Genomic DNA, 24,767 nt, shown 5'->3' with positions numbered 1-24,767 from the left:
GGATAAGGCGCTTGCGCCGTTCTCCGGCAAAATAGCGAATCATGTTACCGCCCCGCAGGGCGGCGACATTACTTAACGCAGCGCGCGCACTGCGATGACTGAATCTGCTGGAAGAAATCGTTACCTTTATCATCCACCAGAATAAAGGCCGGAAAATCCTCCACTTCAATTTTCCAGATAGCCTCCATACCCAGTTCAGGATATTCCACGCACTCCAGGCGCTTGATACTGCCCTGCGCCAGAACGGCTGCCGGGCCGCCGATACTGCCCAGGTAGAAGCCGCCATGTTTCTTACAGGCATCGGTCACCTGCTGGCTGCGGTTGCCTTTCGCCAGCATGATCATACTGCCGCCCTGCGACTGGAGCTGATCAACATAAGAGTCCATCCGTCCTGCGGTAGTCGGCCCAAGCGACCCGGAGGCGTACCCTTCCGGCGTTTTTGCCGGCCCCGCATAATAGATAGGATGATCTTTGATGTACTGCGGCAAACCTTCGCCTCTGTCCATCCGTTCTTTCAGTTTAGCGTGCGCGATGTCGCGGCCCACAATAATCGTGCCGTTCAGCGACAGGCGCGTTGATACCGGATACTGCGACAGTTGTTGCAGTATCTCGCTCATGGGACGGTTAAGATCAACGCGCACCGCCTCGCCCTCTCCCGCCTGGCGCAGCGCCTCAGGAATATATTTACCGGGATTGCGCTCCAGCTTCTCGATCCAGATCCCTTCCCGGTTGATCTTCGCTTTAATGTTTCGATCCGCGGAGCAGGACACGCCCATACCTACCGGACACGATGCCCCGTGGCGCGGCAATCGGATGACACGAATATCGTGAGCGAAATATTTGCCGCCGAACTGCGCGCCTAAGCCAAGATTTTGCGCCTCAAGCAACAATTCTTTTTCCAGCTCAATATCGCGGAAGGCCTGCCCGTGTTCATTGCCTTCGGTTGGTAGCGCATCATAGTATTTTGCCGAGGCCAGCTTAACGGTCTTCAGGTTCGCTTCCGCCGAGGTGCCGCCAATGACAAACGCAATGTGATACGGCGGACAGGCGGCGGTGCCCAGCGTACGCATCTTATCGACGAGATAATTTTTAAGCTTACCCGGCGTCAGAAGCGCTTTTGTCTCCTGATAGAGGTAGGTTTTATTCGCCGATCCGCCGCCTTTAGCGATACAGAGGAATTTATATTCATCGCCATCGACGCTGTAGAGATCGATCTGCGCCGGCAGGTTAGTACCGGTATTGACCTCTTTGTACATATCCAGCGCCGCGTTTTGCGAATAGCGCAGGTTATCTTCGATATAGGTGTTATATACGCCGCGAGCCAGCGCCGCTTCATCACCTCCGCCAGTCCAGACGCGTTGGCCTTTTTTGCCGACAATAATGGCCGTACCGGTATCCTGGCAGGTGGGCAACACGCCCTTGGCCGCGATATCGGAGTTTCGCAGGAATTGCAGCGCGACATATTTGTCGTTTTCACTGGCCTGCGGATCGCGCAGAATATCCGCCACCTGCTGCTGATGCGCGGGACGTAGCATAAAAGACGCATCGTGGAAGGCCTGACGCGCCAACAGCGTTAGCGCTTCCGGCGCGACTTTCAGGATCTCTTGTCCTTCGAATTCGGCGACGGAAACATGTTCGCTGGTCAACAAGTAGTACTCGATATCGTCCTTTTTGAGGGGAAAAGGGTCTTGATAAAAGAAGGGTTTGTTTGACATTGTGCTCTCACTTACCGCTCGGTATGGTTATTCTCTGGGCAGGTGTTCCATTGCCCGACTCAAAGCGAGTAACACTATCCTACACAATTTTTTAACAAAAACTGAGACAAGTACGACTTTTTACGCCCGGAGGTTACTTCATGCGGGTTTCTTGGTTTAATACCTCCCATTGATCTCCACATTGAAACAGGGCTTGATAATGCAAAAACTCATTAACTCAGTGCAAAACTATGCCTGGGGAAGTAAAACTGCGTTAACGGAACTTTATGGCATCGCCAATCCGCAGCAGCAGCCAATGGCTGAACTCTGGATGGGCGCGCATCCCAAAAGCAGCTCGCGAATCACCACCGCCAACGGCGAAACCGTCTCCCTGCGTGACGCCATCGAAAAGAATAAAACCGCCATGCTGGGCGAAGCGGTAGCCAACCATTTCGGCGAACTGCCGTTTCTGTTTAAAGTACTGTGCGCCGCGCAGCCGCTCTCTATTCAGGTGCACCCGAATAAACGCAACTCCGAAATCGGTTTCGCGAAAGAAAATGCGGCGGGTATCCCCATGGATGCCGCAGAGCGGAACTATAAAGATCCTAACCATAAACCAGAGCTGGTTTTTGCCCTGACGCCTTTCCTGGCGATGAACGCGTTCCGCGAATTTTCTGACATTGTCTCTTTACTGCAACCTGTCGCTGGCGCGCATTCCGCTATCGCCCACTTTTTGCAGGCGCCAAACGCTGAACGTCTGAGCCAGCTTTTCGCCAGCCTGTTGAATATGCAAGGCGAAGAAAAATCCCGCGCGTTAGCCGTACTCAAAGCGGCGCTTAACAGCCAGCAAGGCGAACCGTGGCAAACGATCCGCGTGATTTCAGAGTATTATCCTGACGACAGCGGGCTTTTCTCTCCTTTGTTGCTGAATGTGGTCAAACTGAATCCCGGCGAAGCGATGTTCCTGTTTGCCGAAACGCCTCACGCTTATCTGCAGGGCGTTGCGCTGGAAGTCATGGCGAACTCCGATAACGTTCTGCGCGCTGGCCTTACGCCAAAATATATCGACATCCCTGAGCTGGTCGCGAACGTGAAGTTCGAACCTAAGCCTGCCAGCGAGTTGCTGACTGCCCCGGTAAAAAGTGGCGCGGAGCTGGACTTCCCAATTCCGGTTGACGATTTTGCTTTTTCACTGCACGACCTGGCGCTTCAGGAGACGAGCATCGGCCAACACAGCGCCGCGATTCTGTTCTGCGTTGAGGGTGAGGCGGTGTTACGTAAAGATGAACAGCGTCTGGTACTGAAGCCGGGTGAATCGGCCTTTATCGGCGCGGATGAGTCTCCGGTTAACGCCAGCGGCACAGGCCGTTTAGCGCGTGTTTATAACAAGCTGTAGCAACGTACTGAATTTTTTAACAACTCTTGCTAAGCTTATAACAGACGTAAAACTCCTCCAGGCGGTTTAATCCGCCTGGTTTCATTTTTATGGACAATTGATATGAAAAAAACACTGGTAGCTGCAGGTGTAGTAATTGCACTTGGCATCGTCTGGACAGGCGGCGCCTGGTATACGGGGAAAAAGCTGGAGAACCATCTTTCAGAAATGGTGACTCAGGCCAATGAACAGCTCAAGCGTACTGCGCCGGAGGCCGGTGTCGAATTAAGTTATCAAAACTACCAGCGTGGCGTGTTCAGTAGCCATCTGCAACTGGTTGTCAAACCGGTTGCCGGCGCAGACACTACTTGGTTGAAACCCGGGCAAAGCATTGTGCTGGACGAGTCCGTTTCACATGGTCCCTTCCCGCTCGCCCAGCTCAAAACGCTCAATCTGATCCCTTCTATGGCGTCGGTAAAAACCACTCTGGTGAATAACGATGCGGCAAAACCCCTCTTTGATATCGCGAAAGGCGACGCGCCCTTTGTTATCAATACCCGCATTGGTTATGGCGGCGATACCCGCTCCGATATCTCTCTCAAGCCGTTAAACTACGAGAATGCCGGTGAAAAGGTCGCCTTTAGCGGCGGCGAGTTCCAGCTTAACGCCGATAAAGACGGTAATGTGGTTTCGCTGTCGGGCGAAGCGCAGAGCGGCCTGGTCGATGCCGTTAACGAATATAATCAGAAGGTCCAACTCACCTTTAATAATTTGAAAACAGACGGTACCAGTAAGCTGGCAAGCTTTGGCGAGCGTGTAGGCGACCAAAAGTTAACGCTGGATAAACTGTCCATCGCCATTGAGGGTAAAGAGATGGCGGTGCTGGAAGGGATGGAAATTGCCGGCAAGTCCGATCTCGTCAACGACGGAAAAACCATTAACAGCCAGTTGGATTACTCGCTTAACAGCCTGAAAGTGCAGAATCAGGATTTGGGCAGCGGTAAATTAACGCTGAAAGTCGGTCAAATCGACGGCGAAGCCTGGCACCAGTTTAGTCAGCAATATCATGCGCAAACGCAGGCGCTGTTGAATCAGCCGGACGTGGCGCAGAATCCTGAGCTTTATCAGCAAAAAGTCACTGAAGCGTTCTTTAGCGCTCTCCCCGTGCTGTTAAAAGGCGATCCGGTACTGACTCTGGCGCCGCTTAGCTGGAAAAACGCCAAAGGGGAAACCACGCTGAATCTGTCGCTGTTCCTCAAAGATCCGGCAACCACAACGGCACAACCACAAACGCTGGCGCAGGAAGTCGACCGCTCCGTGAAATCGCTGGATGCGAAACTGGCAATTCCGATGGACATGGCGGTCGAGTTTATGACGCAGATAGCAAAACTGGAAGGCTATCAGCAGGATGATGCGGAAAAACTGGCAAAACAGCAGGTGCAGGGGCTGTCCGCAATGGGTCAGATGTTCCGACTGACAACGCTGAAGGATAATACTATCGCCTCCAGTTTGCAGTACGCCAATGGCCAGATCACGCTCAACGGACAAAAAATGCCGTTGGAAGACTTTGTCGGCCTGTTTGGAATGCCGGCGCTTTCCGTTCCGGACGTTCCGGCGCTGCCTCAACAATAATCGCCTTGCCGGGTGTCGCGACGCTGCACCCGGTCTGCGCCGAACGACGCGCAGCCTCTACTTTTGCGTTACCAGGCGAGCGGCTATCGTTTGACTCCGCACATGGTGCTCGTCGTGAGCAATACGCTGCAATATTCGTTCGGCCAGGGTATAGCCTATTTCTCGCGCCGGCGTACTGGCCCAGATAATCGGCAGGTCGTCGAGGGCGTTCTCCGCCACATCAGCAAACGCCGCCAGCGACACCTGCTGCTCGAAATAACGATCGACACCGCTCTCGCCACTCTGTCGTCCGGCTCTCAGCAGGCCAAACCACGCCCCCATCGCAATGGTTTCGTTGTAACAAACGACAGCGCTAATGGTCGGATTGTATCGCAACAGCGCGGTAATGCTTTCTGCTGCCTGTTTCTGACTGGAAGCGCATTCCACGACCCACTCGCTGTGAAACGGTAGACCGTATTTTAACAACGTCGCACAATAGCCGCCCACGCGCTCCGCACGGGTTAAAGATGCGCTTTGTCCTCCCAGCCAGGCGATGCGCTGATGGCCCTGACGAATAAGGTACTCCGTCAGGAGCTGCGCCGCCTGCATGTTGTCAGGCCGAACGGTATCCGCATCATCAAGATAGCTGGCGCGTGACGCAAACACCACCGGAATTCCTTGTGCGTCGGCCTGCGCTCTCAGCGCTTCGCTACTACCCGCCGCACCGGCGATCACCATGCCATCCACGCCCTGATTAAGCAGCATGGTAAAACGCTGATTTAGCTGTTCGCCATCTTTCCCCCCGTGCAGGAGAAAAACCATACGGCCTTGCGCTTCCAGCGCTTCCGTTAACCCGGCGGTCAATTCGGCATAAAAGGGTGCCGATAAATCACGCACGATCAAACCGATAACGCCGCTTTGCCCGCCACGCAGCGCGGACGCCTGGCGGTTACGCACAAAACCCAGTTGTTCAATTGCCGCGTTCACGCGCTCGCCGGTCGCGGCCGATATTCGCCCCTTGCCGCTCAGCACTAAGGAAACGGTGCTCACCGACACACCAGCCGCCAGCGCAACATCGTGGATAGTGATTTTTTTGGCGATAGCCATGTCAACAAATCGCTCCAGAATCTGACAGATAAAACGTTTTACCTATCCGTTATCTTTATACGCGTTATTATCGGTCAGTAATGTGATTAATGCCGCACTAAAATTTGATAAAACGTTTTATCTTTTCGCCATCATAACCTGACACCGGCCTTTATTAACAAGGAGTCGTTAGATGACGACGAAAACCACGCCAAAAATAACGCTATGGGAATTTTTCCAGCAACTGGGCAAAACGTTTATGTTGCCCGTCGCCTTGCTCTCGTTCTGCGGCATTATGCTCGGTATCGGCAGCTCGCTCAGTAGCCACGACATTATCACCCTGCTCCCCGTGCTGGGTAATCCCTTGCTACAGGCTATCTTCACCTGGATGAGTAAAGTAGGTTCTTTTGCCTTTAGCTTCCTGCCGGTGATGTTTTGTATCGCGATTCCGCTCGGTCTGGCGCGGGAAAACAAAGGCGTCGCCGCGTTTGCCGGGTTTGTCGGTTATGCGGTCATGAACCTTGCAGTCAACTTCTGGCTCACGGCAAAAGGCATTCTGCCGACCACCGATGCGGCGGTGCTGAAAGCCAATAACGTACAAAATATTCTGGGCATCCCCTCTATCGATACCGGCATCCTCGGCGCCGTTATCGCTGGTATTATTGTCTGGATGCTGCATGAACGGTTTCATACCATTCGTTTGCCGGATGCGCTGGCTTTTTTCGGCGGTACGCGTTTTGTACCTATCGTTTCCGCCGTTGTGATGGGGCTTGTCGGCCTGGTTATCCCGCTCGTCTGGCCGGTTTTTGCGATGGGAATTAGTGGACTGGGTCATATCATCAATAGCGCCGGCGACTTTGGACCGATGATTTTCGGCACCGGCGAGCGCCTGCTGTTGCCTTTTGGTCTGCACCATATTCTGGTAGCGCTGATTCGCTTCACCGAGGCGGGCGGTACGCAAGAGGTATGCGGGCATACCGTGAGCGGCGCATTGACTATTTTCCAGGCCCAACTCAGTTGCCCAACGACGCACGGCTTCTCTGAAAGCGCCACTCGTTTCTTATCGCAAGGCAAAATGCCGGCGTTTCTCGGTGGGTTGCCGGGCGCCGCGCTGGCAATGTACCACTGTGCCCGTCCAGAAAACCGCCCTAAAATTAAAGGATTATTGATTTCCGGTTTAATCGCCTGCGTTGTCGGCGGTACAACGGAGCCGCTGGAATTCCTGTTCCTGTTCGTAGCGCCAGTGCTGTACGTTATTCATGCTCTGCTGACCGGGCTGGGCTTCACCATCATGGCTATTCTCGGCGTCACTATCGGCAATACGGATGGCAATATTATTGACTTTGTGGTGTTTGGCATCCTGCATGGTCTGTCAACAAAATGGTATCTGGTTCCGGTAGTGGCGGCGATTTGGTTTGCGGTTTACTACCTCATTTTCCGCTTCGCCATTACACGCTTTAACCTCAAAACACCGGGGCGCGAAGCGGAGATCGCCACCAGCATTGAAAAAGCGATCGCTGGCGCGCCAGGAAAATCCGGCTACAACGTGCCTGCTATCCTGGCGGCATTAGGCGGCACGGAAAACATCGTGAGTCTGGACAACTGCATCACCCGCCTACGTCTGTCCGTGAAAGATATGTCGCTTGTCGATGTCCAGGCATTGAAGGACAATCGTGCGATAGGCGTCGTACAGCTCAATCAGCATAATTTGCAGGTGGTTATCGGCCCGCAGGTTCAGTCGGTAAAAGATGAAATGGTTGGTCTGATGAATACCGTTCAGGCATAAGGAAGATATATGTTCGATTTTTCACAGGAAGTTGACCGTCGCGGGACATGGTGTACGCAGTGGGATTATGTCGCCGATCGTTTTGGCGAGGCCGATCTGCTCCCCTTTACGATTTCGGATATGGATTTTGCCACCGCGCCGTGTATCCTGGAGGCGCTAAACCAGCGCCTTTCCCACGGTGTGCTGGGCTATAGCCGCTGGAAAAATGAGGCGTTTTTAGGGGCGATTACCCACTGGTTTGCGACACGCCATCAGACCACGATAGATGCCCACTCCCTCGTATACGGCCCCTCCGTTATCTATATGGCGTCCGAGCTTATCCGCCAGTGGTCCAACGAAGGCGATGGCGTGGTAGTTCATACCCCCGCTTACGATGCTTTTTATAAAGCGATTGAAGGCAACCATCGCATCGTCACTCCCGTCCCGCTGGAGAAAGAAGGCAACGCCTGGTATTGCGATATGGCCAAACTGGAGGCGGCGCTGGTGCGTCCGGAAAGCAAAATCCTGCTGCTGTGCAGCCCGCAAAATCCCACCGGTAAAGTGTGGACGCGTGACGAGCTGGAAACGATGTCAACGCTATGCGAGCGCCATGGCGTACGGGTGATTTCCGATGAAATTCACATGGATATGGTATGGGGAAACCAGCCGCATATTCCCTGGAGCAATGTCGCGCGCGGAGACTGGGCGCTGCTCTCCTCCGGCTCGAAAAGCTTCAACATTCCGGCATTAACCGGCGCTTATGGAATCATTGAAAATAGTGCAAGCCGTGAACGCTACCTGGCCGCCTTAAAAGGGCGCGACGGCCTCTCTTCGCCAGCGGTGCTCTCGCTCACGGCGCATATTGCCGCGTATCAGCACGGCGCGCCGTGGCTGGATGCGTTACGCGCCTCGCTGGCGGCTAATATGCGCTATATTGAGCAGGCGCTGAATGGCGCTTTTCCGACGTTGAACTGGCAAGCGCCGCCATCGACCTATCTGGCCTGGATTGATCTCCGTTCACTCGGCATTGACGATCAAAAATTACAGCACACGCTCATTCATCAGGAGAAAGTCGCCATTATGCCCGGCGATACCTATGGCGCAGAAGGCCGGGGATTTGTGCGTCTGAATGCCGGATGCCCTCGCCTGAAACTTGAAAAAGGCGTCAACGGATTGATTAACGCTATCCGCACCGTTCGCTGATACCGTCTACAAGCGGGGTGTTGACCCTTTATCCTAAGATGCGATAACAGAGCCCCCCGTGAGCTAACCGGGACGCGTTAAAGAGAATGATACAAAATTTCTCCCGAGCTCTCGCGAAGTTGCAACGTAATGACTCCGTTTTTGCAAAATTTCCAGAGGATTATCAATCTGTAGTATAATGGTGCGCACTTTTATTAAAAATTGAGTGCGCCCATGATTGATATTACGCTTCCTTTGACTGACATCCACCGCCACCTTGATGGCAACATTCGCGCCCAAACAATTCTGGATCTTGGTCGGCAGTTCAACATCGCCCTTCCCGCCCAAACGCTGGAAACGCTGATTCCGCATGTCCAGGTCACCTCAACCGAACCCGATTTAGTAAGCTTTCTCACGAAGCTCGATTGGGGGGTAAAAGTCCTGGCATCGCTTGACGCCTGCCGCCGTGTGGCCTTTGAAAATATTGAAGATGCCGCACGTAACGGCCTGCATTACGTCGAGCTTCGCTTTTCGCCCGGCTATATGGCGATGGCGCATCAGTTACCGATCGCAGGCGTGGTTGAAGCCGTTATCGACGGAGTACGCGACGGCTGTAACACGTTTGGCGTCGAGGCACGACTCATTGGCATTATGAGCCGTACCTTCGGCGAGGCGGCATGTTTACAGGAGCTTGATGCGCTGTTGGCGCACAGAGAGAAAATCACCGCGCTGGATTTAGCCGGTGATGAGCTGGGCTTTCCCGGCAGTCTGTTTTTGTCGCACTTTAATCGGGCGCGCGATGCGGGCTGGCATATTACCGTTCACGCTGGCGAAGCCGCAGGGCCGGAAAGTATCTGGCAGGCGATTCGCGAACTGGGGGCCGAACGTATCGGACATGGCGTAAAAGCTGTCGAAGATCGCGCGTTAATGGATTTTCTTGCACAGCAGCGTATCGGTATTGAATCCTGTCTGACCTCGAATATTCAGACCAGTACCGTCGCATCGCTGGCAGATCATCCGCTCAAAACCTTCCTTGAACATGGCGTTCTCGCCAGTCTTAATACGGACGATCCGGCTGTTCAGGGCGTAGATATTATCCATGAATATCACGTCGCCGCGCCAGCGGCAGGATTGAGCCGCGAACAGATTCGCCAGGCGCAGATTAACGGTCTGGAAATCGCCTTTCTGAGCGATGACGAAAAACGTGCGCTGCGCGAAAAAGTGGCCGCGGCGTAAAATTGCTTTATTGATGCTAACGCCCTCTCTCCGCCTGCGGTTTAATGCTATCCCAGGCGGAGAAATGCGACATCTCAGGCAAGACACAGCGTCGCGCGATGTTTTGCCGATTCCATGCCCAGTTCAATCAACTCCATAATTTGAATCGCCTGGCTTGCCGGCACGGGATTTTCACCATTACCGTTTAACGCATCGCGGATGGCGGCATAATATGCCGGATAGTTACCCGGCAACGTAAGCCAGTTCTCTTCTTTGCGCTTCTCTCCCTCAACCAGGGTCAATACGCCGTCACGCATGTCATATCCCCAGTCTTCCTGCGGTAAACGCTCGCCGTTTTTTAACCGTTCTTCCTGGGGATCGAGGCCATATTTTACATAGCTACCGCGCGAACCATGAACGATGTATCGCGCGGATTCCGCCGCGGCCAGCATCGTACCGTGCAAAATCACGCGGCGCTGGGGGTAGGATAAAATCGCGTGGAAATAATCTGTAGATTGCGCGCCCGGACGCAGCTGCGCTAAATCCACCGTCATGCTGACCGGCAGGCCAAAAAGTTGAATGGCCTGATCCAACAAGTGCGGCGCCAGATCGTACCAGATACCACTTCCCGGCCCGCCTTGCTCGCGCCAGCGGTCGCGCACCTGGGGACGGAAGCGATCAAAGTGGGACTCAAACAAGGACACCTCGCCGAGCACGCCATCCGCCAGCAAGGCTTTCAGCGTCAAAAAATCGCTGTCCCAGCGTCGGTTGTGGAAGACGGAAAGTACCCGGCCAGTGCTCCGCGCAAGCGCATCCAATTCTCGCGCCTGTGACAGTGTCACGGTAAAGGGTTTATCAACCACCACATGCTTACCGGCTTCCAGCGCAGCTTTCGCCAGCGGGAAATGGGTATCGTTGGGCGTCGGGATCACGATCAGGTCGATATGCGGATCGTTAAATAAGTGTCGGGGCTCAGAGACCACGGAAACCGCTGGCCAATCTGCTTTCACTTTTGTTTCATCGCTGCTGGATACCGCCGCAAGCTCTAGCCCTGGCGTTCCCATAATTAAGGGCGCATGAAAGGTTTTACTGGCGTAGCCATAACCGATTAACCCAACGCGGATTTTGTCATTCATCTCACTGCCTCCGGTTTTAGATATCGCTATTCCACACCATCGTGCGATTAGCCGCAATAGCGTCCTGACCATCAACGTAGCATCAAATGATTAACTTGTTACAGAACAGAGGCTGAAATCGTTTGCTTCCCTCTTGCCGACCGTTCGCCAGGAAAGTAACATTTACCCCCTGTGTTTATGGATAAATCAAAGCAAATGTCGTCAATAATGAATCGTCTTATTGAATTAACTGGGTGGATAGTTCTCGTTATCTCAGTCATTCTTTTAGGTATTGCCAACCATATTGACAATTACCAACCACCAGAGCCCACGGCTTCCGTTCAGAAGAAGTAAGCGTCAGATAATGTAAAGGCATTTTCGCGTGGTACGGTAAGCGGCGCCCCGGGGGGGCAAAGAAAAGTCAAAAACCGGCAAAAAAAAACGAAATATGTCCTATCTGGTCTGACGTTTATTGCCTGTTGTAGGAAAGCGCGTTAACCTTTCGCCCCAGGCGCCATGTGGCGCCTGACTCTTTACCGGTAAGAATATTCCCTTTTTACCTGCACCCCTGACCTCTTACTGGTGCGGTTTTGTTTATTTTTTATCAGTGACTACTCCGTTGGCATTATATTTAATATGGATCAACTTTATATGACTGTTCAGGATTATCTATTAAAATTCCGCAAAATTAGTTCGCTCGAAAGTCTGGAAAAACTGTTCGACCACCTTAACTATACCCTTACTGATGACATGGACATTGTTAATATGTATCGCGCTGCAGATCACCGCCGTGCCGAACTGGTTTCCGGAGGACGCCTGTTTGATGTAGGTCAGGTTCCGCAATCCGTCTGGCGCTATGTGCAATAAAGAAAGTAGCGTTTAACATCAAAAACCTTATAATATTTGCCCCAAAATGAGCGGCATGGCCGTTAATGCGCGTAACCCCGGAGAAGATATGACTACAACACCGCCACAACGAATTGGAGGCTGGCTTCTTGGCCCGTTAGCCTGGCTGTTAGTCGCGTTGTTGAGCGCCTCGCTGGCGTTATTACTCTACGTTATGGCGCTTGCCACACCGCAAACGTTCAAGACGCTTAGCGGACAGGAAACCGGTAATTTACTGCTATGGGGCATTTCATTTATTACCGCTATCGCCATGTGGTACTATACCCTGTGGTTGACGATCGCATTCTTCAAGCGCAGACGCTGCGTGCCGAAGCATTACATTATCTGGCTGCTGGTGTCGGTGTTACTGGCGGTTAAAGCATTTGCCTTTTCGCCCGTCTCAGATGCCTTTGCCGTGCGTCAGTTACTCTTCCCACTGTTGGCGACGGCGCTCATTGTGCCTTATCTCAAACGTTCAGCGCGCGTTAAAACAACGTTTGTTAATCCGTAATAACCCTACAGTTAACCTGTTGTCGCCTGTGGTAGTTTGACAGATAATAGGCGGCTTTTTTATTTCAGGCCGAAACATGACTGATTACCTGCTGCTCTTTGTCGGAACTGTACTGGTCAATAACTTTGTACTGGTCAAATTCCTGGGCCTTTGTCCCTTTATGGGCGTATCCAAAAAACTGGAAACCGCCATGGGGATGGGCCTCGCGACGACCTTTGTCATGACGCTGGCGTCGATATGCGCCTGGCTTATCGACACCTGGATACTTATTCCGCTGGATCTGATTTATCTGCGGACGCTGGCCTTTATCCTCGTCATTGCTGTGGTCGTGCAATTTACCGAAATGGTTGTACGGAAAACCAGCCCGGCGTTATACCGCTTGTTAGGCATCTTCTTACCACTGATTACCACTAACTGTGCGGTTCTGGGCGTAGCATTACTGAATATTAATCTCGGTCATCACTTTCTTCAGTCGGCGCTGTACGGATTTTCCGCCGCCGTCGGTTTTTCATTAGTGATGGTTCTGTTTGCCGCCATCCGCGAACGCCTTGCCGTGGCGGATGTGCCCGCCCCTTTTCGTGGTAACGCGATAGCATTGATTACCGCAGGATTAATGTCTTTGGCCTTTATGGGCTTTAGTGGTTTGGTGAAGTTGTAATGAATACTATCTGGATTGCCGTTGGCGCCCTGACCCTTCTGGGCCTGGTGTTCGGCGCCATTCTGGGTTATGCCTCCCGCCGATTCGCGGTTGAAGATGATCCGGTTGTTGAAAAAATCGATGCGATTTTGCCGCAGAGCCAGTGTGGTCAGTGCGGCTATCCCGGCTGTCGCCCCTACGCCGAAGCCGTGGGTCTCCAGGGCGAGAAAATCAATCGTTGCGCGCCCGGCGGCGAAGCCGTCATGCTGAAAATGGCAGAGCTGCTAAACGTAGAGCCGCAGCCATGCGATGGTGAAGAACAGCAGGCCGCGCCAGTACGTATGCTGGCAGTTATTGATGAAAATAACTGCATTGGCTGCACAAAATGCATTCAGGCCTGCCCGGTTGACGCCATCGTTGGCGCAACGCGCGCCATGCACACGGTCATGAGCGATCTCTGTACTGGCTGTAATCTGTGTGTCGATCCGTGTCCGACGCACTGCATCGAATTACGTCCGGTGAATGAGACGCCCGACAGTTGGAAATGGGATTTGAACACCATTCCCGTTCGCATCATTCCCGTGGAACAACATGCTTAAACTATTTTCCGCTTTCAGAAAAGATAAAATCTGGGATTTCGACGGTGGTATTCATCCGCCCGAGATGAAGACCCAGTCAAACGGCACGCCGCTGCGCCAGGTGCCTTTAGCGCCGCGCTTTGTTATCCCTTTAAAACAGCACATTGGCGCTGAGGGCGAGCTGTGCGTTAGCGTCGGCGATCGCGTGCTACGCGGCCAGGCGCTTACCCGTGGACGTGGGAGAATGCTGCCGGTACACGCGCCCACCTCCGGGACGGTTATCGCTATTGCCCCCCACTCGACGGCACATCCTTCGGCGCTGGCGGAGTTAAGCGTCATCATTGATGCCGACGGCGAGGACCGCTGGATTGAACGCGAGGGCTGGTCTGATTACCGCGCCCACAGCCGTGAAGCGCTCATTGAACGCATTCATCAGTATGGCGTTGCCGGGCTTGGCGGCGCAGGGTTTCCCACCGGCGTTAAATTGCAGGGCGGCGGCGATAAAATCACTACGCTTATTATCAATGCCGCAGAGTGCGAACCTTACATTACGGCGGACGATCGTCTGATGCAGGACTGCGCCGCGCAGATTGTGGAAGGTATTCGCATCCTGGCGCATATTCTGCAACCCCGTGAGGTATTAATCGGCATTGAAGATAACAAACCGCAGGCTATTTCCATGCTGCGCGCCGTACTGGCTGACGCCCACGATATTTCGTTACGTGTGATCCCAACCAAATACCCTTCCGGCGGCGCAAAACAGCTCACCCAAATACTGACGGGAAAACAGGTTCCCCACGGCGGGCGCTCCTCTGATATTGGCGTGCTGATGCAAAACGTCGGTACGGCTTATGCCGTTAAACGCGCCGTGGTTGACGGCGAACCGATCACAGAACGCGTTGTCACCTTAACGGGTGAAGCGGTAAGCCGTCCGGGTAACGTCTGGGCGCGGCTCGGCACTCCCGTTCGTCATTTGCTTAACGATGCCGGGTTCTGCCCTTCCGCTGACCAGATGGTCATCATGGGCGGCCCGTTGATGGGATTCACCCTTCCCTGGCTTGACGTACCGGTCGTAAAAATCACCAACTGCTTGCTGGCGCCATCCGTGACTGAAATGGGAGCGCCTCAGGAAGAGAAAAGCTGTATTCGTTGCAGTGCTTGCGCTGACGCTTGCCCTGCCGACCTTTTACCGCAGCAGCTTTATTGGTTCAGCAAAGGGCAGCAGCATGACAAGGCTACCGCTCACCATATTGCTGATTGTATAGAATGCGGCGCCTGCGCCTGGGTCTGCCCCAGTAATATTCCGCTCGTCCAATATTTCCGTCAGGAAAAAGCGGAGATTAATGCGATCAGGCTTGAAGAAAAACGCGCCGCCGAAGCCAAAGCACGTTTTGAGGCTCGTCAGGCAAGACTGGAGCGCGAAAAAGCCGCCCGCCTTGCACGTCATAAGAGCGCAGCGGTACAACCAGCGGCAAAAGATCAGGATGCCATTGCCGCTGCGCTGGCGCGGGTAAAAGAGAAACAGGCGCAGGCCACGCAACCGGTGGTTATTCAGGCGGGTAGTCTGCCAGACAATAGCGCCGTCATCGCGGCCCGTGAAGCGCGTAAAGCGCAAGCGCGCGCTAAACAAGCCGCTCATCCGATGGCTGACAGCGCGATACCCGGCGACGACCCGCGTAAAGCTGCAGTGGAGGCAGCCATCGCCCGCGCCAAAGCCCGTAAGCAGGAGCAGCAGGCCGGAAGCGAACCTGCCGAACCGGTCGATCCGCGTAAAGCCGCGGTGGAGGCGGCTATCGCCCGCGCCAAAGCCCGTAAGCAGGAGCAGCAGGCCGGAAGCGAACCGGTCGAACCGGCCGATCCGCGCAAAGCCGCGGTGGAAGCGGCTATCGCCCGCGCCAAAGCCCGCAAGCAGGAGCAGCAGGCCGGAAGCGAACCTGCCGAACCGGTCGATCCGCGTAAAGCCGCAGTGGAAGCGGCTATCGCCCGCGCCAAAGCCCGCAAGCAGGAGCAGCAGGCCGGAAGCGAACCTGTCGAACCGGCCGACCCGCGTAAAGCCGCGGTGGAGGCGGCTATCGCCCGCGCCAAAGCCCGCAAGCAGGAGCAGCAGGCCGGAAGCGAACCTGCCGAACCGGCCGACCCGCGTAAAGCCGCGGTGGAAGCGGCCATCGCCCGCGTTCAGGCAAAAAAAGCAGCACAGCAGCAGGTAGTTAACGAGGATTAAATGGTATTCAGAATCGCAAGCTCGCCTTATACCCATAACCAGCGCCAGACATCGCGAATCATGTTGCTGGTATTAATCGCCGCTCTGCCGGGGATTGCCGCGCAGACGTGGTTTTTTGGTTGGGGAACGCTTTTCCAGATCGTTCTGGCTGCCATCACGGCGCTCGTCGCGGAAGCCATTGTCCTTAGACTGCGCAAACAATCGGTCGCCAGTCACCTACAGGATTATTCCGCGTTATTGACGGGGCTTTTGCTGGCGGTCAGCATCCCTCCGCTCGCGCCCTGGTGGATGGTCGTGCTGGGAACCGGATTCGCCATTATTATCGCTAAACAGTTATATGGCGGGCTGGGACAAAACCCCTTTAATCCGGCAATGATCGGTTACGTGGTGCTCTTAATCTCCTTTCCGGTGCAAATGACAAGCTGGTTGCCGCCTTATGAAATAGCCGCAACAACGCCCGATATGCTGGACACGTTGCGGATGATTTTTACCGGGCATACCGCCAGCGGCGGCGATATGACACTGCTACGTATTGGTATTGACGGTATCAGCCAGGCGACGCCGCTGGATACGTTTAAAACGTCCTTGCGCGCCGGGCACTCCGTTGAGCAAATCATGCAGTACCCGATATACAGCGGCGCGCTGGCTGGCGTGGGCTGGCAGTGGGTTAACCTCGCCTGGCTTGTCGGCGGCGTATTCCTGCTGTGGCAAAAAGCTATCCGCTGGCATATCCCGGTCAGTTTTCTACTGACGCTGGCGCTATGCGCCGCGTTAGGTTGGCTTTTTTCGCCCGCTACGCTGGCCTCGCCGCAGCTTCATCTGCTGTCAGGCGCCACCATGCTGGGCGCATTTTTTATCTTGACGGATCCGGTTACCGCCTCCACGACCAACCGTGGACGTTTAATTTTCGGCGCGCTGGCTGGGGTATTAGTGTGGCTGATTCGTAGCTTCGGCGGCTATCCGGACGGCGTTGCTTTTGCTGTCCTGTTGGCGAATATCACGGTTCCTCTGATCGACTACTACACGCGCCCCCGCGTCTATGGACATCGCAAAGGATAAACCATGCTGAAAACGATTCGTAAACACGGTATTACGCTGGCGCTTTTTGCCGCAGGTTCTACGGGATTGACTGCGGTGATTAATCAGATGACAAAATCAACCATCCACGAACAAGCGCTGCAACAACAGCATGCCCTGTTCGATCAGGTATTGCCGCCAGATCGTTACAATAATAATCTGCAAGATAGCTGTTATCTGGTCGATGCGCCCGCCCTCGGCAAAGGCACACATCGTGTTTTTATCGCTCGCAAGGATGATAAACCCGTAGCAGCCATCATTGAGGCCACCGCGCCAGATGGCTATTCCGGCGCTATCCAGCTTATTGTTGGTGCAGATTTCAACGGTACCGTCCTGGGGACGCGCGTGACGGAACATCATGAGACGCCAGGGTTAGGTGATAAAATTGAACGCCGTTTGTCTGACTGGATTACCCACTTTAGCGGTAAAACCATCAGCGGTGAAAATGATACGCACTGGGCGGTGAAAAAAGATGGCGGTGATTTTGATCAATTTACCGGGGCGACAATAACGCCGCGCGCCGTGGTGAATGCGGTTAAACGCGCCGGGCTGTACGCCGAATCACTGCCCGCTCAGCTCCCCCATTTAACCGCCTGTGGAGAATAGCCATGAGCGAAATAAAAGACATTGTTGTTCAGGGGTTATGGAAAAATAACTCTGCTCTGGTGCAGCTACTTGGCCTGTGCCCTTTACTGGCGGTGACGTCTACGGCAACCAACGCTCTGGGGCTGGGTCTGGCCACAACGCTGGTATTAACGCTGACCAACCTTACGGTATCCGCACTACGTCGCTGGACGCCGGCAGAAATCCGTATCCCGATTTACGTTATGATCATTGCCTCGGTGGTAAGCGCAGTACAGATGCTGATCAATGCGTATGCGTTCGGTTTATATCAGTCTTTAGGGATTTTTATTCCGCTGATTGTAACGAACTGCATTGTTGTCGGTCGCGCCGAAGCGTTTGCCGCGAAAAAAGGACCGTGGCTTTCCGCGTTGGACGGTTTTTCCATCGGCATGGGCGCGACAGGCGCGATGTTCGTGCTGGGTTCGCTGCGCGAGATCCTCGGGAATGGTACGCTTTTCGATGGCGCGGATAGCCTGCTGGGAGGCTGGGCAAAAGTATTACGGGTCGAGATATTTCACACCGACTCGCCTTTCCTGCTGGCGATGCTACCGCCAGGCGCGTTTATCGGCCTGGGGCTCATGCTGGCGGTAAAATATCTTATTGATGAAAAAATGAAGAAACGCCGCGCCGAAACCGCGCCTTCCGCTGTTCCGGCAGGTGAAACAGGGAAAGTCTGATGAACAAAGCAAAAAGGCTGGAAATTCTGACGCGCCTGCGCGACAACAATCCGCACCCCACAACGGAACTCAATTTCACGTCGCCGTTTGAGTTGCTGATTGCCGTGTTGCTTTCCGCGCAGGCAACCGACGTCAGCGTGAACAAGGCTACCGCCAAACTTTACCCGGTCGCCAATACGCCAGCCGCGATGCTGGAACTGGGCGTAGAAGGCGTGAAATCCTATATCAAAACCATCGGTTTATTTAACAGTAAAGCGGAAAACGTGATTAAGACCTGCCGTATTTTACTGGACAAGCATAATGGCGAAGTGCCGGAGGATCGGGCGGCGCTGGAAGCGCTTCCCGGCGTGGGCCGTAAAACCGCTAACGTGGTGCTAAATACCGCCTTCGGCTGGCCGACCATCGCCGTTGATACGCATATATTTCGTGTATGCAACCGAACACAGTTCGCGCCGGGTAAAAATGTCGAGCAGGTAGAAGAGAAGTTACTGAAAGTAGTGCCGAATGAGTTCAAAGTGGACTGCCATCACTGGTTAATTTTGCATGGCCGCTATACCTGTATCGCCCGAAAACCCCGCTGCGGCTCCTGCCTCATTGAAGACCTTTGCGAATACAAAGAAAAAGTCGATATTTGATATGGTCGGAGTGCGTCCGTCACGCCAGCGCGCTCCCACCTTCGGCCTGGATCTATTTTAGCCATCAATCATTCCAGTCTCTGTCCTTTTTCTGATGTAATGTGCTTTCGTTTTCCCTCCACGTCAGGTTAATCATTTTTTTAATCGCAAAAAATTCTATCTATCCGTGATCAGGATCACTTTGATAACTTCATGTGAAATTTAATGACATCTAAGGTTACATTTACAACCGGATAGACTGACGCCCCGTTTTCACTACAAAATATTACTCTGCCATTTTTTCAGATAATGGCCTATATCACTGCTTTTCACCTTAAATAGCAGAAGATATCGCCTTTCACCCAAACCAATGGCCTTTTTGCAGTGTAAAAATCTGCCATTCTTCAAATGAAGAAATTTAACGCTGGATAACATTTCTGACATCGGACGATTCAACCAGAAGAGTTATATGTAACAGATTATTACAAAGCTCTTGTCTGGAGAGGAAAGATAGTGAACATTACCTGCCGTTTCCCCTCCAATATAACAATCGGACGGATGAGTCTGACTCATCACGCGCCAGACAATCCCTGTTAATACGGGGCGTAAAAAAGAGGTAAAAGTGTCTACTGCAAACAAAAAACCAACTGAAAGCGTCAGTTTGAACGCTTTCAAACAACCGAAGGCGTTCTATCTCATCTTCTCGATAGAGTTATGGGAGCGTTTTGGTTATTACGGCCTGCAAGGCATTATGGCCGTCTACCTAGTAAAACAACTGGGTATGTCAGAAGCGGATTCCATCACCCTTTTCTCTTCCTTCAGTGCGCTGGTGTACGGCCTGGTCGCCATTGGCGGTTGGTTAGGTGATAAAATTCTGGGCACCAAACGCGTTATTATGCTGGGTGCCGTGGTGCTGGCTATCGGTTATGCGCTGGTCGCATGGTCTGGTCATGACGCTGGCATCGTCTATATGGGCATGGCGGCTATCGCTGTGGGTAACGGTCTGTTTAAAGCTAACCCGTCTTCCCTGCTGTCTACCTGTTACGCGAAGGACGATCCGCGTCTCGACGGCGCATTTACTATGTATTATATGTCCGTCAACATCGGCTCCTTCTTCTCTATGCTGGCGACGCCGTGGCTGGCGGCGCGTTATGGCTGGAGCACCGCGTTTGCGCTTAGCGTCGTCGGTATGCTGATAACCGTCGTTAACTTTGCTTTCTGCCAGCGTTGGGTGAAAAGCTACGGTTCCAAACCCGACTTTGAACCGATCAACTTCCGTAATCTGCTGCTGACAATCGTGGGTATTGTCGTTCTGATTGCGGTCGCCACCTGGCTGCTGCACAACCAGGACATCGCGCGTATGGTGCTGGGCGTAATCGCTCTTGGCATCGTCATTATCTTCGGTAAAGAAGCGTTTTCCATGCACGGCGCGGCTCGCCGTAAAATGATCGTCGCCTTTATTTTGATGCTGCAGGCGATTATCTTCTTCGTACTGTACAGCCAGATGCCGACGTCGCTGAACTTCTTTGCCATTCGTAACGTCGAGCACTCTATTCTCGGTATCGCGTTCGAACCGGAACAGTATCAGGCGCTGAACCCATTCTGGATCATTATCGGCAGCCCGATTCTGGCCGCTATCTATAACAGGATGGGCGATACGCTGCCGATGCCGATGAAATTCGCCATTGGTATGGTGCTGTGTTCCGGCGCGTTCCTGATTCTGCCGCTGGGCGCCAAATTTGCGAACGATGCCGGCATCGTATCCGTAAACTGGCTGATCGCAAGCTACGGCCTGCAAAGTATCGGTGAGCTGATGATCTCCGGTCTGGGACTGGCAATGGTCGCACAGTTGGTTCCGCAGCGTCTGATGGGCTTCATCATGGGTAGCTGGTTCCTGACAACGGCAGGCGCTAACATCATCGGCGGTTATGTCGCCAACCTGATGGCTGTGCCGAGCGACGTGACTGACCCACTGATGTCCCTGGAAGTCTATGGTCGCGTATTTATGCAGATTGGCATAGCAACCGCCGTTATCGCCATCCTGATGCTGCTGACAGCGCCTAAGCTGAACCGTATGACCCAGGACGATGATAACGCTGAAAAAGGCTCTAAAGCCGCTACAGTTTAATTTTCCGGGAAACAACATTCAGGCCGCTAACTGTGCGTTAGCGGCTTTTTTTTTGCTCGTCCCCGCACTACCATACTTTAAACCTCAGCAAAAAGGAGTTACCGATGAAACTGTTCTACAAACCGGGTGCCTGCTCTCTTGCTTCCCATATTACCCTGCGCGAAATTGGCAAAGACTTTACGCTTGATGGCGTCGATCTCGCAAAAAAACGCCTGGAAAATGGTGATGATTACCTGGCAGTCAACCCTAAAGGACAGGTTCCGGCTCTGCTGCTGGATGACGGCACACTGTTGACTGAAGGCGTCGCCATTATGCAGTATCTCGCCGACAGCGTTCCCGACCGCCAGCTTCTGGCGCCGGTAAGTAGTCTTGCTCGCTATCATACGCTGGAATGGCTCAACTATATTGCAACGGAACTGCATAAAGGCTTTACCCCGCTGTTCCGCCCTGACACGCCGGAAACACTTAAACCCGCCGTTCGCGCCGGTCTGGAAAAGAAATTGCAGTATGTGGATGAGTCGCTTTCAGACGACCAGTGGATTTGCGGCCAGCGTTTTACCATTGCAGACGCTTATCTGTTTACCGTATTGCGTTGGGCCTATGGCGTAAAACTGAATATGGACGGGTTAACGCATATTGAAAGTTATATGCAGCGTGTCGCAAAAAGACCGACCGTTGCGGCAGCGCTTAAAGCGGAAGGACTGAATTAATGTCATGTTGCCGGATAGCTCGCTGTACCGCCATCCGGCCTCTTTTTAGCAGCAATAATTACAGCCGCGTTGCGCTGAAGTAATGTTCAGGGTTAGCGATCCTGTCCTGGGCCGCCACGACCTGCAGTTCGTACTCCTGCATCGTTTTGGTGGCGATCATAATCTCATAGACTGCCGCCGTAACGTGCTCCAGCGCCTGCTGCAACGTCGCGCCCTGCAAAAGTTTGACCAGCAATAAACCACTGGTGACATCGCCAACGCCAACCGGCTGACGTGAGCCGAAATCCACCAGCGGACGGCTAATATGCCAGGCTTCCTGCGCTGTCACCAGCAGCATTTCAAAGCGTTCTGAACTGTAACCGGCGCGGGCGAGATGTTTTACCAGTACAATTTCTGGCCCCTGAGCAATCAGTTCGCGCGCCGCCTGCACGGCGTCATCCACACTATTCACGCTATGTTTGCTGAGAATTTCCAGTTCAATCAGGTTAGGCGCGATAATATCGCTGGCGGGTAGCGCATAACGCACATGGAACTCTGCGACGCCAGGCGCCACGATACAGCCCTTTTCCGGATGCCCCATCACGGGATCGCAGAAATATTTTGCCTGCGGATTTGCCGCTTTAACCTGGCGCACAATACCGAGAATGTGTTCTCCCTGCTCGGCAGATCCCAGGTAACCGCTAAGTACGGCGTCGCAGTGCGCTAACTGGCCAATGTCCGCAATCCCCTGGACAATCTCAGTCAGATGGCTGGGCGGCATGACACAGCCGGTCCATTTACCATATTGCGTGTGGTTAGAAAACTGAACGGTATTCAGCGGCCAAACATTCGCGCCAAGACGGCGCATGGGAAATTCGGCGGCGCTGTTGCCCGCATGTCCGAAAACAACATGGGACTGGATAGCGAGGATATTCTTCATTTTTTTACCTGAACATCAAAAATAAGGGAGTGATTTCTCACTCCCTGTTACTTAATGCCTTATTTCCAGCAAATCAGACAATAGTTCTTTTTGCCGCGACGTAATAAGGTATAGCGGCCAAACAGACGGTCCTCATCGTTAAAGATGTATTCAGGATCGGATTGTTTTTCACCATTGATAGTGACAGCGTTGGAGGCGATAGTCTTACGCGCCTGACCACGTGACGGCTGGAGCTCGGCGTCTACCAGCGCCTGCATCAGGTCGGCGCCTTTTTCCATTTCAACCATCGGTACGCCGTCCTGCGCCAACTGCTCAAAGTCAGCTTCGCTCAGCGCGCTCAGTGAACCGCTGAACAGACATTCAGTGATCCGTTTCGCCGCGACCAGCCCTTCTTCACCATGAACCAGGCGCGTCACCTGCTCGGCCAGCACATACTGCGCGCGCGGCGCTTTCCCGCTGTTTTTATCTTCTTCTTCCAGGGCATTGATCTCTTCAATGTCCATAAAAGTGAAGAATTTCAGGAAGCGATAAACATCGGCATCTGCGGTGTTAATCCAGAACTGGTAGAATTTGTACGGACTGGTTTTCTTCGGATCCAGCCAGACAGCGCCGCCTTCGGTTTTACCGAATTTCGTGCCGTCAGCTTTGGTGATCAGTGGAACGGTCAAACCAAATACCTGATTCTGGTGCAGGCGACGGGTCAGGTCGATACCGGAAGTGATGTTCCCCCACTGGTCAGAACCGCCAATCTGTAAGGCAACGCCGTGCAGTTTATTCAGACAAGCGAAGTCGTACCCCTGTAGCAGGTTATAAGAGAACTCCGTGAAAGAGATACCCTGATCGTCACGGTTCAGGCGCTGCTTCACCGCTTCTTTGTTGATCATCTGATTAACGGAAAAATGTTTACCGATATCGCGCAGGAAAGTCAGCACATTCATGCTGCCGAACCAGTCATAGTTATTGGCCGCGATAGCGGAGTTTTCGCCGCAATCAAAGTCCAGGAATGGGGCAACCTGTTTACGAATTTTCGCCACCCACTCCTGAACGGTCTCTTCAGTGTTCAGTTTACGCTCGGCGGCTTTGAAGCTCGGGTCGCCAATCAGACCGGTCGCGCCGCCTACCAGCGCAACAGGTTTGTGCCCTGCCTGCTGGAAGCGTTTCAGGCATAACAATGGAACCAGATGCCCCAAATGCAAGCTGTCAGCGGTAGGATCGAAGCCGCAATAGAGCGCGATCGGGCCTTGCGCCAGTCGCTCTGCCAACGCGTCTTCGTCCGTCACCTGGGCTACCAGCCCCCGCTCTTGCAATTGTTTAATCAAGTTACTGCTTGCCATCAAAATCTCCATGTATAAAACGACTGCACCTTTGCCGGTACACGACTTTTCGCCAGACGCGAAAGAGACATAGCATAAAACGGCGGATTCATCCGCACCAGTGCTTAAAACAAGATTTTTGCATCTTTAGGGCGCAAGACGGTCGATTTTCCATGCGCCGTCGTCGCGTTGGTATAAAAAGCGATCGTGCAGACGATGTTCGCCGCCCTGCCAGAACTCCATCTGTTCGATACTCACGCGAAAACCGCCCCAGAAGCTGGGTAACGGCACTTCGCCCTGTTGAAACTTCTGCTTGAGCTCCAGGAATTTGCTTTCGAGGATACCGCGCGCGGAAATGCGGCTGGATTGTTTAGAGACCCATGCGCCAATCTGGCTGTCGCGCGGACGGCTGTGGAAATACCTCACCACCTCAAGTGTGGAGAGACGCTCGGCTTTGCCTGTCACCATCACCTGACGTTCAAGCATATGCCAGGGAAATAACAGGCTGATACGCGGATTGTGCTCAATCTGATGCGCCTTGCGGCTTCCCAGGTTGGTATAAAAGACCAGGCCTTTTTCATCATAATGCTTGAGCAATACAATACGCTGGTACGGTTGCCCCTTGTCATCTACGGTCGCCACGACCATTGCCGTCGGATCGGCCAGTCTGGCGTCGCACGCTTGCCCAAGCCAGCGCTCAAATAAGGTTAACGGTTCAGCGGGTAAATCGCGGCGACGCAAGCCGCCTTTCGTGTATTCACGGCGCAGATGCGCGATCTGCTGCAATTGGTCGTTATCAGACATGGCGTTGATCAGAAATAATCAGTGGG

General features: G+C 53.5%; 23 protein-coding genes. 17 read left to right on the top strand and 6 right to left on the bottom strand.

All coding sequences use genetic code 11. From position 1 onward, the window contains the following. Positions 1 to 68 precede the first annotated feature (68 nt). Positions 69 to 1,715 carry a class I fumarate hydratase gene (gene fumB, locus J4614_RS02360; RefSeq protein WP_023208198.1) on the bottom strand — a complete coding sequence of 549 codons (1,647 nt, stop codon included), beginning with the start codon at positions 1,713 to 1,715 and terminating at the stop codon, positions 69 to 71. Positions 1,716 to 1,914: 199 nt separating this feature from the next. Here fumB and manA point away from each other — a divergent pair, with 199 nt between their 5' ends. Next, positions 1,915 to 3,090, top strand: coding sequence for a mannose-6-phosphate isomerase (gene manA / locus J4614_RS02355; protein WP_001170611.1), 1,176 nt, complete (start codon positions 1,915 to 1,917; stop codon positions 3,088 to 3,090). Positions 3,091 to 3,192: 102 nt separating this feature from the next. Beyond that, entirely contained in the window at positions 3,193 to 4,701 is a 1,509-nt protein-coding gene (locus J4614_RS02350) for a YdgA family protein (protein WP_000753340.1), read from the top strand. Between the two features lie 57 nt (positions 4,702 to 4,758). On the opposite strand, the gene J4614_RS02345 is transcribed toward J4614_RS02350, so the two are convergent. After that, positions 4,759 to 5,787, bottom strand: coding sequence for a Mal regulon transcriptional regulator MalI (locus J4614_RS02345; protein ID WP_000951918.1), 1,029 nt, complete (start codon positions 5,785 to 5,787; stop codon positions 4,759 to 4,761). A 172-nt stretch (positions 5,788 to 5,959) separates the two neighbouring features. Between J4614_RS02345 and malX the strand changes: the two genes are divergently transcribed. The 3 genes from malX to add all read left to right on the top strand — a co-directional run bounded on the left by malX (position 5,960) and on the right by add (position 9,949). Next, positions 5,960 to 7,552, top strand: a complete 1,593-nt coding sequence (gene malX / locus J4614_RS02340; protein ID WP_023208199.1) for a maltose/glucose-specific PTS transporter subunit IIBC — start codon at positions 5,960 to 5,962, stop codon at positions 7,550 to 7,552. Between the two features lie 9 nt (positions 7,553 to 7,561). Further along, entirely contained in the window at positions 7,562 to 8,734 is a 1,173-nt protein-coding gene (locus J4614_RS02335) for a MalY/PatB family protein (RefSeq protein WP_023208200.1), read from the top strand. A 213-nt stretch (positions 8,735 to 8,947) separates the two neighbouring features. Then, the gene (gene add, locus J4614_RS02330) at positions 8,948 to 9,949 is read left to right on the top strand and encodes an adenosine deaminase (protein WP_000565564.1); all 1,002 of its coding nucleotides are present in this window, start codon (positions 8,948 to 8,950) and stop codon (positions 9,947 to 9,949) included. Positions 9,950 to 10,023: 74 nt separating this feature from the next. On the opposite strand, the gene J4614_RS02325 is transcribed toward add, so the two are convergent. Beyond that, positions 10,024 to 11,064: an oxidoreductase gene (locus tag J4614_RS02325; protein WP_000998241.1), complete on the bottom strand. Its 1,041-nt coding sequence runs from the start codon at positions 11,062 to 11,064 to the stop codon at positions 10,024 to 10,026. A 207-nt stretch (positions 11,065 to 11,271) separates the two neighbouring features. On the opposite strand from J4614_RS02325, the gene blr reads away from it, so the two are divergent. From blr to gstA, 12 genes are all read left to right on the top strand, one after another. Further along, entirely contained in the window at positions 11,272 to 11,397 is a 126-nt protein-coding gene (gene blr / locus J4614_RS02320; RefSeq protein ID WP_001708800.1) for a division septum protein Blr, read from the top strand. Between the two features lie 297 nt (positions 11,398 to 11,694). Further along, complete coding sequence (gene ydgT / locus J4614_RS02315; RefSeq protein WP_000217946.1) at positions 11,695 to 11,910, top strand: transcription modulator YdgT; 216 nt, start codon at positions 11,695 to 11,697, stop codon at positions 11,908 to 11,910. An 88-nt stretch (positions 11,911 to 11,998) separates the two neighbouring features. Next, positions 11,999 to 12,439: a DUF2569 domain-containing protein gene (locus J4614_RS02310; RefSeq protein WP_000214061.1), complete on the top strand. Its 441-nt coding sequence runs from the start codon at positions 11,999 to 12,001 to the stop codon at positions 12,437 to 12,439. Between the two features lie 76 nt (positions 12,440 to 12,515). Continuing rightward, positions 12,516 to 13,097 (top strand): electron transport complex subunit RsxA, encoded by a 582-nt coding sequence (gene rsxA / locus J4614_RS02305; RefSeq protein WP_000133179.1) that lies wholly within the window; start codon positions 12,516 to 12,518, stop codon positions 13,095 to 13,097. Continuing rightward, the gene (gene rsxB, locus J4614_RS02300; RefSeq protein WP_001092600.1) at positions 13,097 to 13,675 is read left to right on the top strand and encodes an electron transport complex subunit RsxB; all 579 of its coding nucleotides are present in this window, start codon (positions 13,097 to 13,099) and stop codon (positions 13,673 to 13,675) included. Before rsxA ends, rsxB begins: the two co-directional genes overlap by 1 nt. After that, positions 13,668 to 15,875 carry an electron transport complex subunit RsxC gene (gene rsxC, locus J4614_RS02295; RefSeq protein WP_208293043.1) on the top strand — a complete coding sequence of 736 codons (2,208 nt, stop codon included), beginning with the start codon at positions 13,668 to 13,670 and terminating at the stop codon, positions 15,873 to 15,875. The genes rsxB and rsxC overlap by 8 nt, the downstream gene beginning before the upstream one ends. After that, positions 15,876 to 16,934 carry an electron transport complex subunit RsxD gene (gene rsxD, locus J4614_RS02290; protein ID WP_000231891.1) on the top strand — a complete coding sequence of 353 codons (1,059 nt, stop codon included), beginning with the start codon at positions 15,876 to 15,878 and terminating at the stop codon, positions 16,932 to 16,934. It begins immediately after the preceding gene. Between the two features lie 3 nt (positions 16,935 to 16,937). Further along, positions 16,938 to 17,558: an electron transport complex subunit RsxG gene (gene rsxG / locus J4614_RS02285; protein WP_000920817.1), complete on the top strand. Its 621-nt coding sequence runs from the start codon at positions 16,938 to 16,940 to the stop codon at positions 17,556 to 17,558. A 2-nt stretch (positions 17,559 to 17,560) separates the two neighbouring features. After that, positions 17,561 to 18,253 carry an electron transport complex subunit E gene (locus J4614_RS02280; RefSeq protein WP_001289628.1) on the top strand — a complete coding sequence of 231 codons (693 nt, stop codon included), beginning with the start codon at positions 17,561 to 17,563 and terminating at the stop codon, positions 18,251 to 18,253. Further along, on the top strand, positions 18,253 to 18,888 hold the full coding sequence (gene nth / locus J4614_RS02275; protein ID WP_001030318.1) for an endonuclease III: 636 nt from the start codon (positions 18,253 to 18,255) through the stop codon (positions 18,886 to 18,888). Before J4614_RS02280 ends, nth begins: the two co-directional genes overlap by 1 nt. A 601-nt stretch (positions 18,889 to 19,489) precedes the next feature. Further along, positions 19,490 to 20,995, top strand: a complete 1,506-nt coding sequence (dtpA, locus tag J4614_RS02270) for a dipeptide/tripeptide permease DtpA (protein WP_000100909.1) — start codon at positions 19,490 to 19,492, stop codon at positions 20,993 to 20,995. A 104-nt stretch (positions 20,996 to 21,099) separates the two neighbouring features. Beyond that, entirely contained in the window at positions 21,100 to 21,705 is a 606-nt protein-coding gene (gstA, locus tag J4614_RS02265) for a glutathione transferase GstA (RefSeq protein ID WP_000765727.1), read from the top strand. 58 nt (positions 21,706 to 21,763) lie between these two features. Here gstA and pdxY read toward each other — a convergent pair whose 3' ends face one another. The 3 genes from pdxY to pdxH form a co-directional block, all read right to left on the bottom strand. Continuing rightward, complete coding sequence (gene pdxY, locus J4614_RS02260; RefSeq protein WP_000789740.1) at positions 21,764 to 22,624, bottom strand: pyridoxal kinase PdxY; 861 nt, start codon at positions 22,622 to 22,624, stop codon at positions 21,764 to 21,766. Between the two features lie 59 nt (positions 22,625 to 22,683). Continuing rightward, a complete protein-coding gene (gene tyrS, locus J4614_RS02255) occupies positions 22,684 to 23,958 on the bottom strand; it encodes a tyrosine--tRNA ligase (RefSeq protein WP_000168626.1) in 1,275 nt (424 codons plus the stop codon). A 126-nt stretch (positions 23,959 to 24,084) separates the two neighbouring features. Then, positions 24,085 to 24,741, bottom strand: coding sequence for a pyridoxamine 5'-phosphate oxidase (gene pdxH, locus J4614_RS02250; protein WP_001282334.1), 657 nt, complete (start codon positions 24,739 to 24,741; stop codon positions 24,085 to 24,087). Positions 24,742 to 24,767 lie beyond the last annotated feature (26 nt).

Origin of the sequence: Salmonella sp. 32031103-2018-00083-FB-01-SM-01 (assembly GCF_017571995.1) — a bacterium.
Taxonomy (GTDB): Bacteria; Pseudomonadota; Gammaproteobacteria; order Enterobacterales; family Enterobacteriaceae; genus Salmonella; species Salmonella enterica.
The sequence above is the reverse complement of the archived record's forward strand: the minus strand, read 5'-3'. Positions and strand labels throughout refer to the sequence as shown.

Bases quoted from the DNA above. Each gene is read 5' to 3' on its own strand.
- fumB (WP_023208198.1), bottom strand. From the start codon at position 1,715: ATGTCAAACAAACCCTTCTTTTATCAAGACCCTTTTCCCCTCAAAAAG.
- manA (WP_001170611.1), top strand. From the start codon at position 1,915: ATGCAAAAACTCATTAACTCAGTGCAAAACTATGCCTGGGGAAGTAAA.
- J4614_RS02350 (WP_000753340.1), top strand. From the start codon at position 3,193: ATGAAAAAAACACTGGTAGCTGCAGGTGTAGTAATTGCACTTGGCATC.
- J4614_RS02345 (WP_000951918.1), bottom strand. From the start codon at position 5,787: ATGGCTATCGCCAAAAAAATCACTATCCACGATGTTGCGCTGGCGGCT.
- malX (WP_023208199.1), top strand. From the start codon at position 5,960: ATGACGACGAAAACCACGCCAAAAATAACGCTATGGGAATTTTTCCAG.
- J4614_RS02335 (WP_023208200.1), top strand. From the start codon at position 7,562: ATGTTCGATTTTTCACAGGAAGTTGACCGTCGCGGGACATGGTGTACG.
- add (WP_000565564.1), top strand. From the start codon at position 8,948: ATGATTGATATTACGCTTCCTTTGACTGACATCCACCGCCACCTTGAT.
- J4614_RS02325 (WP_000998241.1), bottom strand. From the start codon at position 11,064: ATGAATGACAAAATCCGCGTTGGGTTAATCGGTTATGGCTACGCCAGT.
- blr (WP_001708800.1), top strand. From the start codon at position 11,272: ATGAATCGTCTTATTGAATTAACTGGGTGGATAGTTCTCGTTATCTCA.
- ydgT (WP_000217946.1), top strand. From the start codon at position 11,695: ATGACTGTTCAGGATTATCTATTAAAATTCCGCAAAATTAGTTCGCTC.
- J4614_RS02310 (WP_000214061.1), top strand. From the start codon at position 11,999: ATGACTACAACACCGCCACAACGAATTGGAGGCTGGCTTCTTGGCCCG.
- rsxA (WP_000133179.1), top strand. From the start codon at position 12,516: ATGACTGATTACCTGCTGCTCTTTGTCGGAACTGTACTGGTCAATAAC.
- rsxB (WP_001092600.1), top strand. From the start codon at position 13,097: ATGAATACTATCTGGATTGCCGTTGGCGCCCTGACCCTTCTGGGCCTG.
- rsxC (WP_208293043.1), top strand. From the start codon at position 13,668: ATGCTTAAACTATTTTCCGCTTTCAGAAAAGATAAAATCTGGGATTTC.
- rsxD (WP_000231891.1), top strand. From the start codon at position 15,876: ATGGTATTCAGAATCGCAAGCTCGCCTTATACCCATAACCAGCGCCAG.
- rsxG (WP_000920817.1), top strand. From the start codon at position 16,938: ATGCTGAAAACGATTCGTAAACACGGTATTACGCTGGCGCTTTTTGCC.
- J4614_RS02280 (WP_001289628.1), top strand. From the start codon at position 17,561: ATGAGCGAAATAAAAGACATTGTTGTTCAGGGGTTATGGAAAAATAAC.
- nth (WP_001030318.1), top strand. From the start codon at position 18,253: ATGAACAAAGCAAAAAGGCTGGAAATTCTGACGCGCCTGCGCGACAAC.
- gstA (WP_000765727.1), top strand. From the start codon at position 21,100: ATGAAACTGTTCTACAAACCGGGTGCCTGCTCTCTTGCTTCCCATATT.
- pdxY (WP_000789740.1), bottom strand. From the start codon at position 22,624: ATGAAGAATATCCTCGCTATCCAGTCCCATGTTGTTTTCGGACATGCG.
- tyrS (WP_000168626.1), bottom strand. From the start codon at position 23,958: ATGGCAAGCAGTAACTTGATTAAACAATTGCAAGAGCGGGGGCTGGTA.
- pdxH (WP_001282334.1), bottom strand. From the start codon at position 24,741: ATGTCTGATAACGACCAATTGCAGCAGATCGCGCATCTGCGCCGTGAA.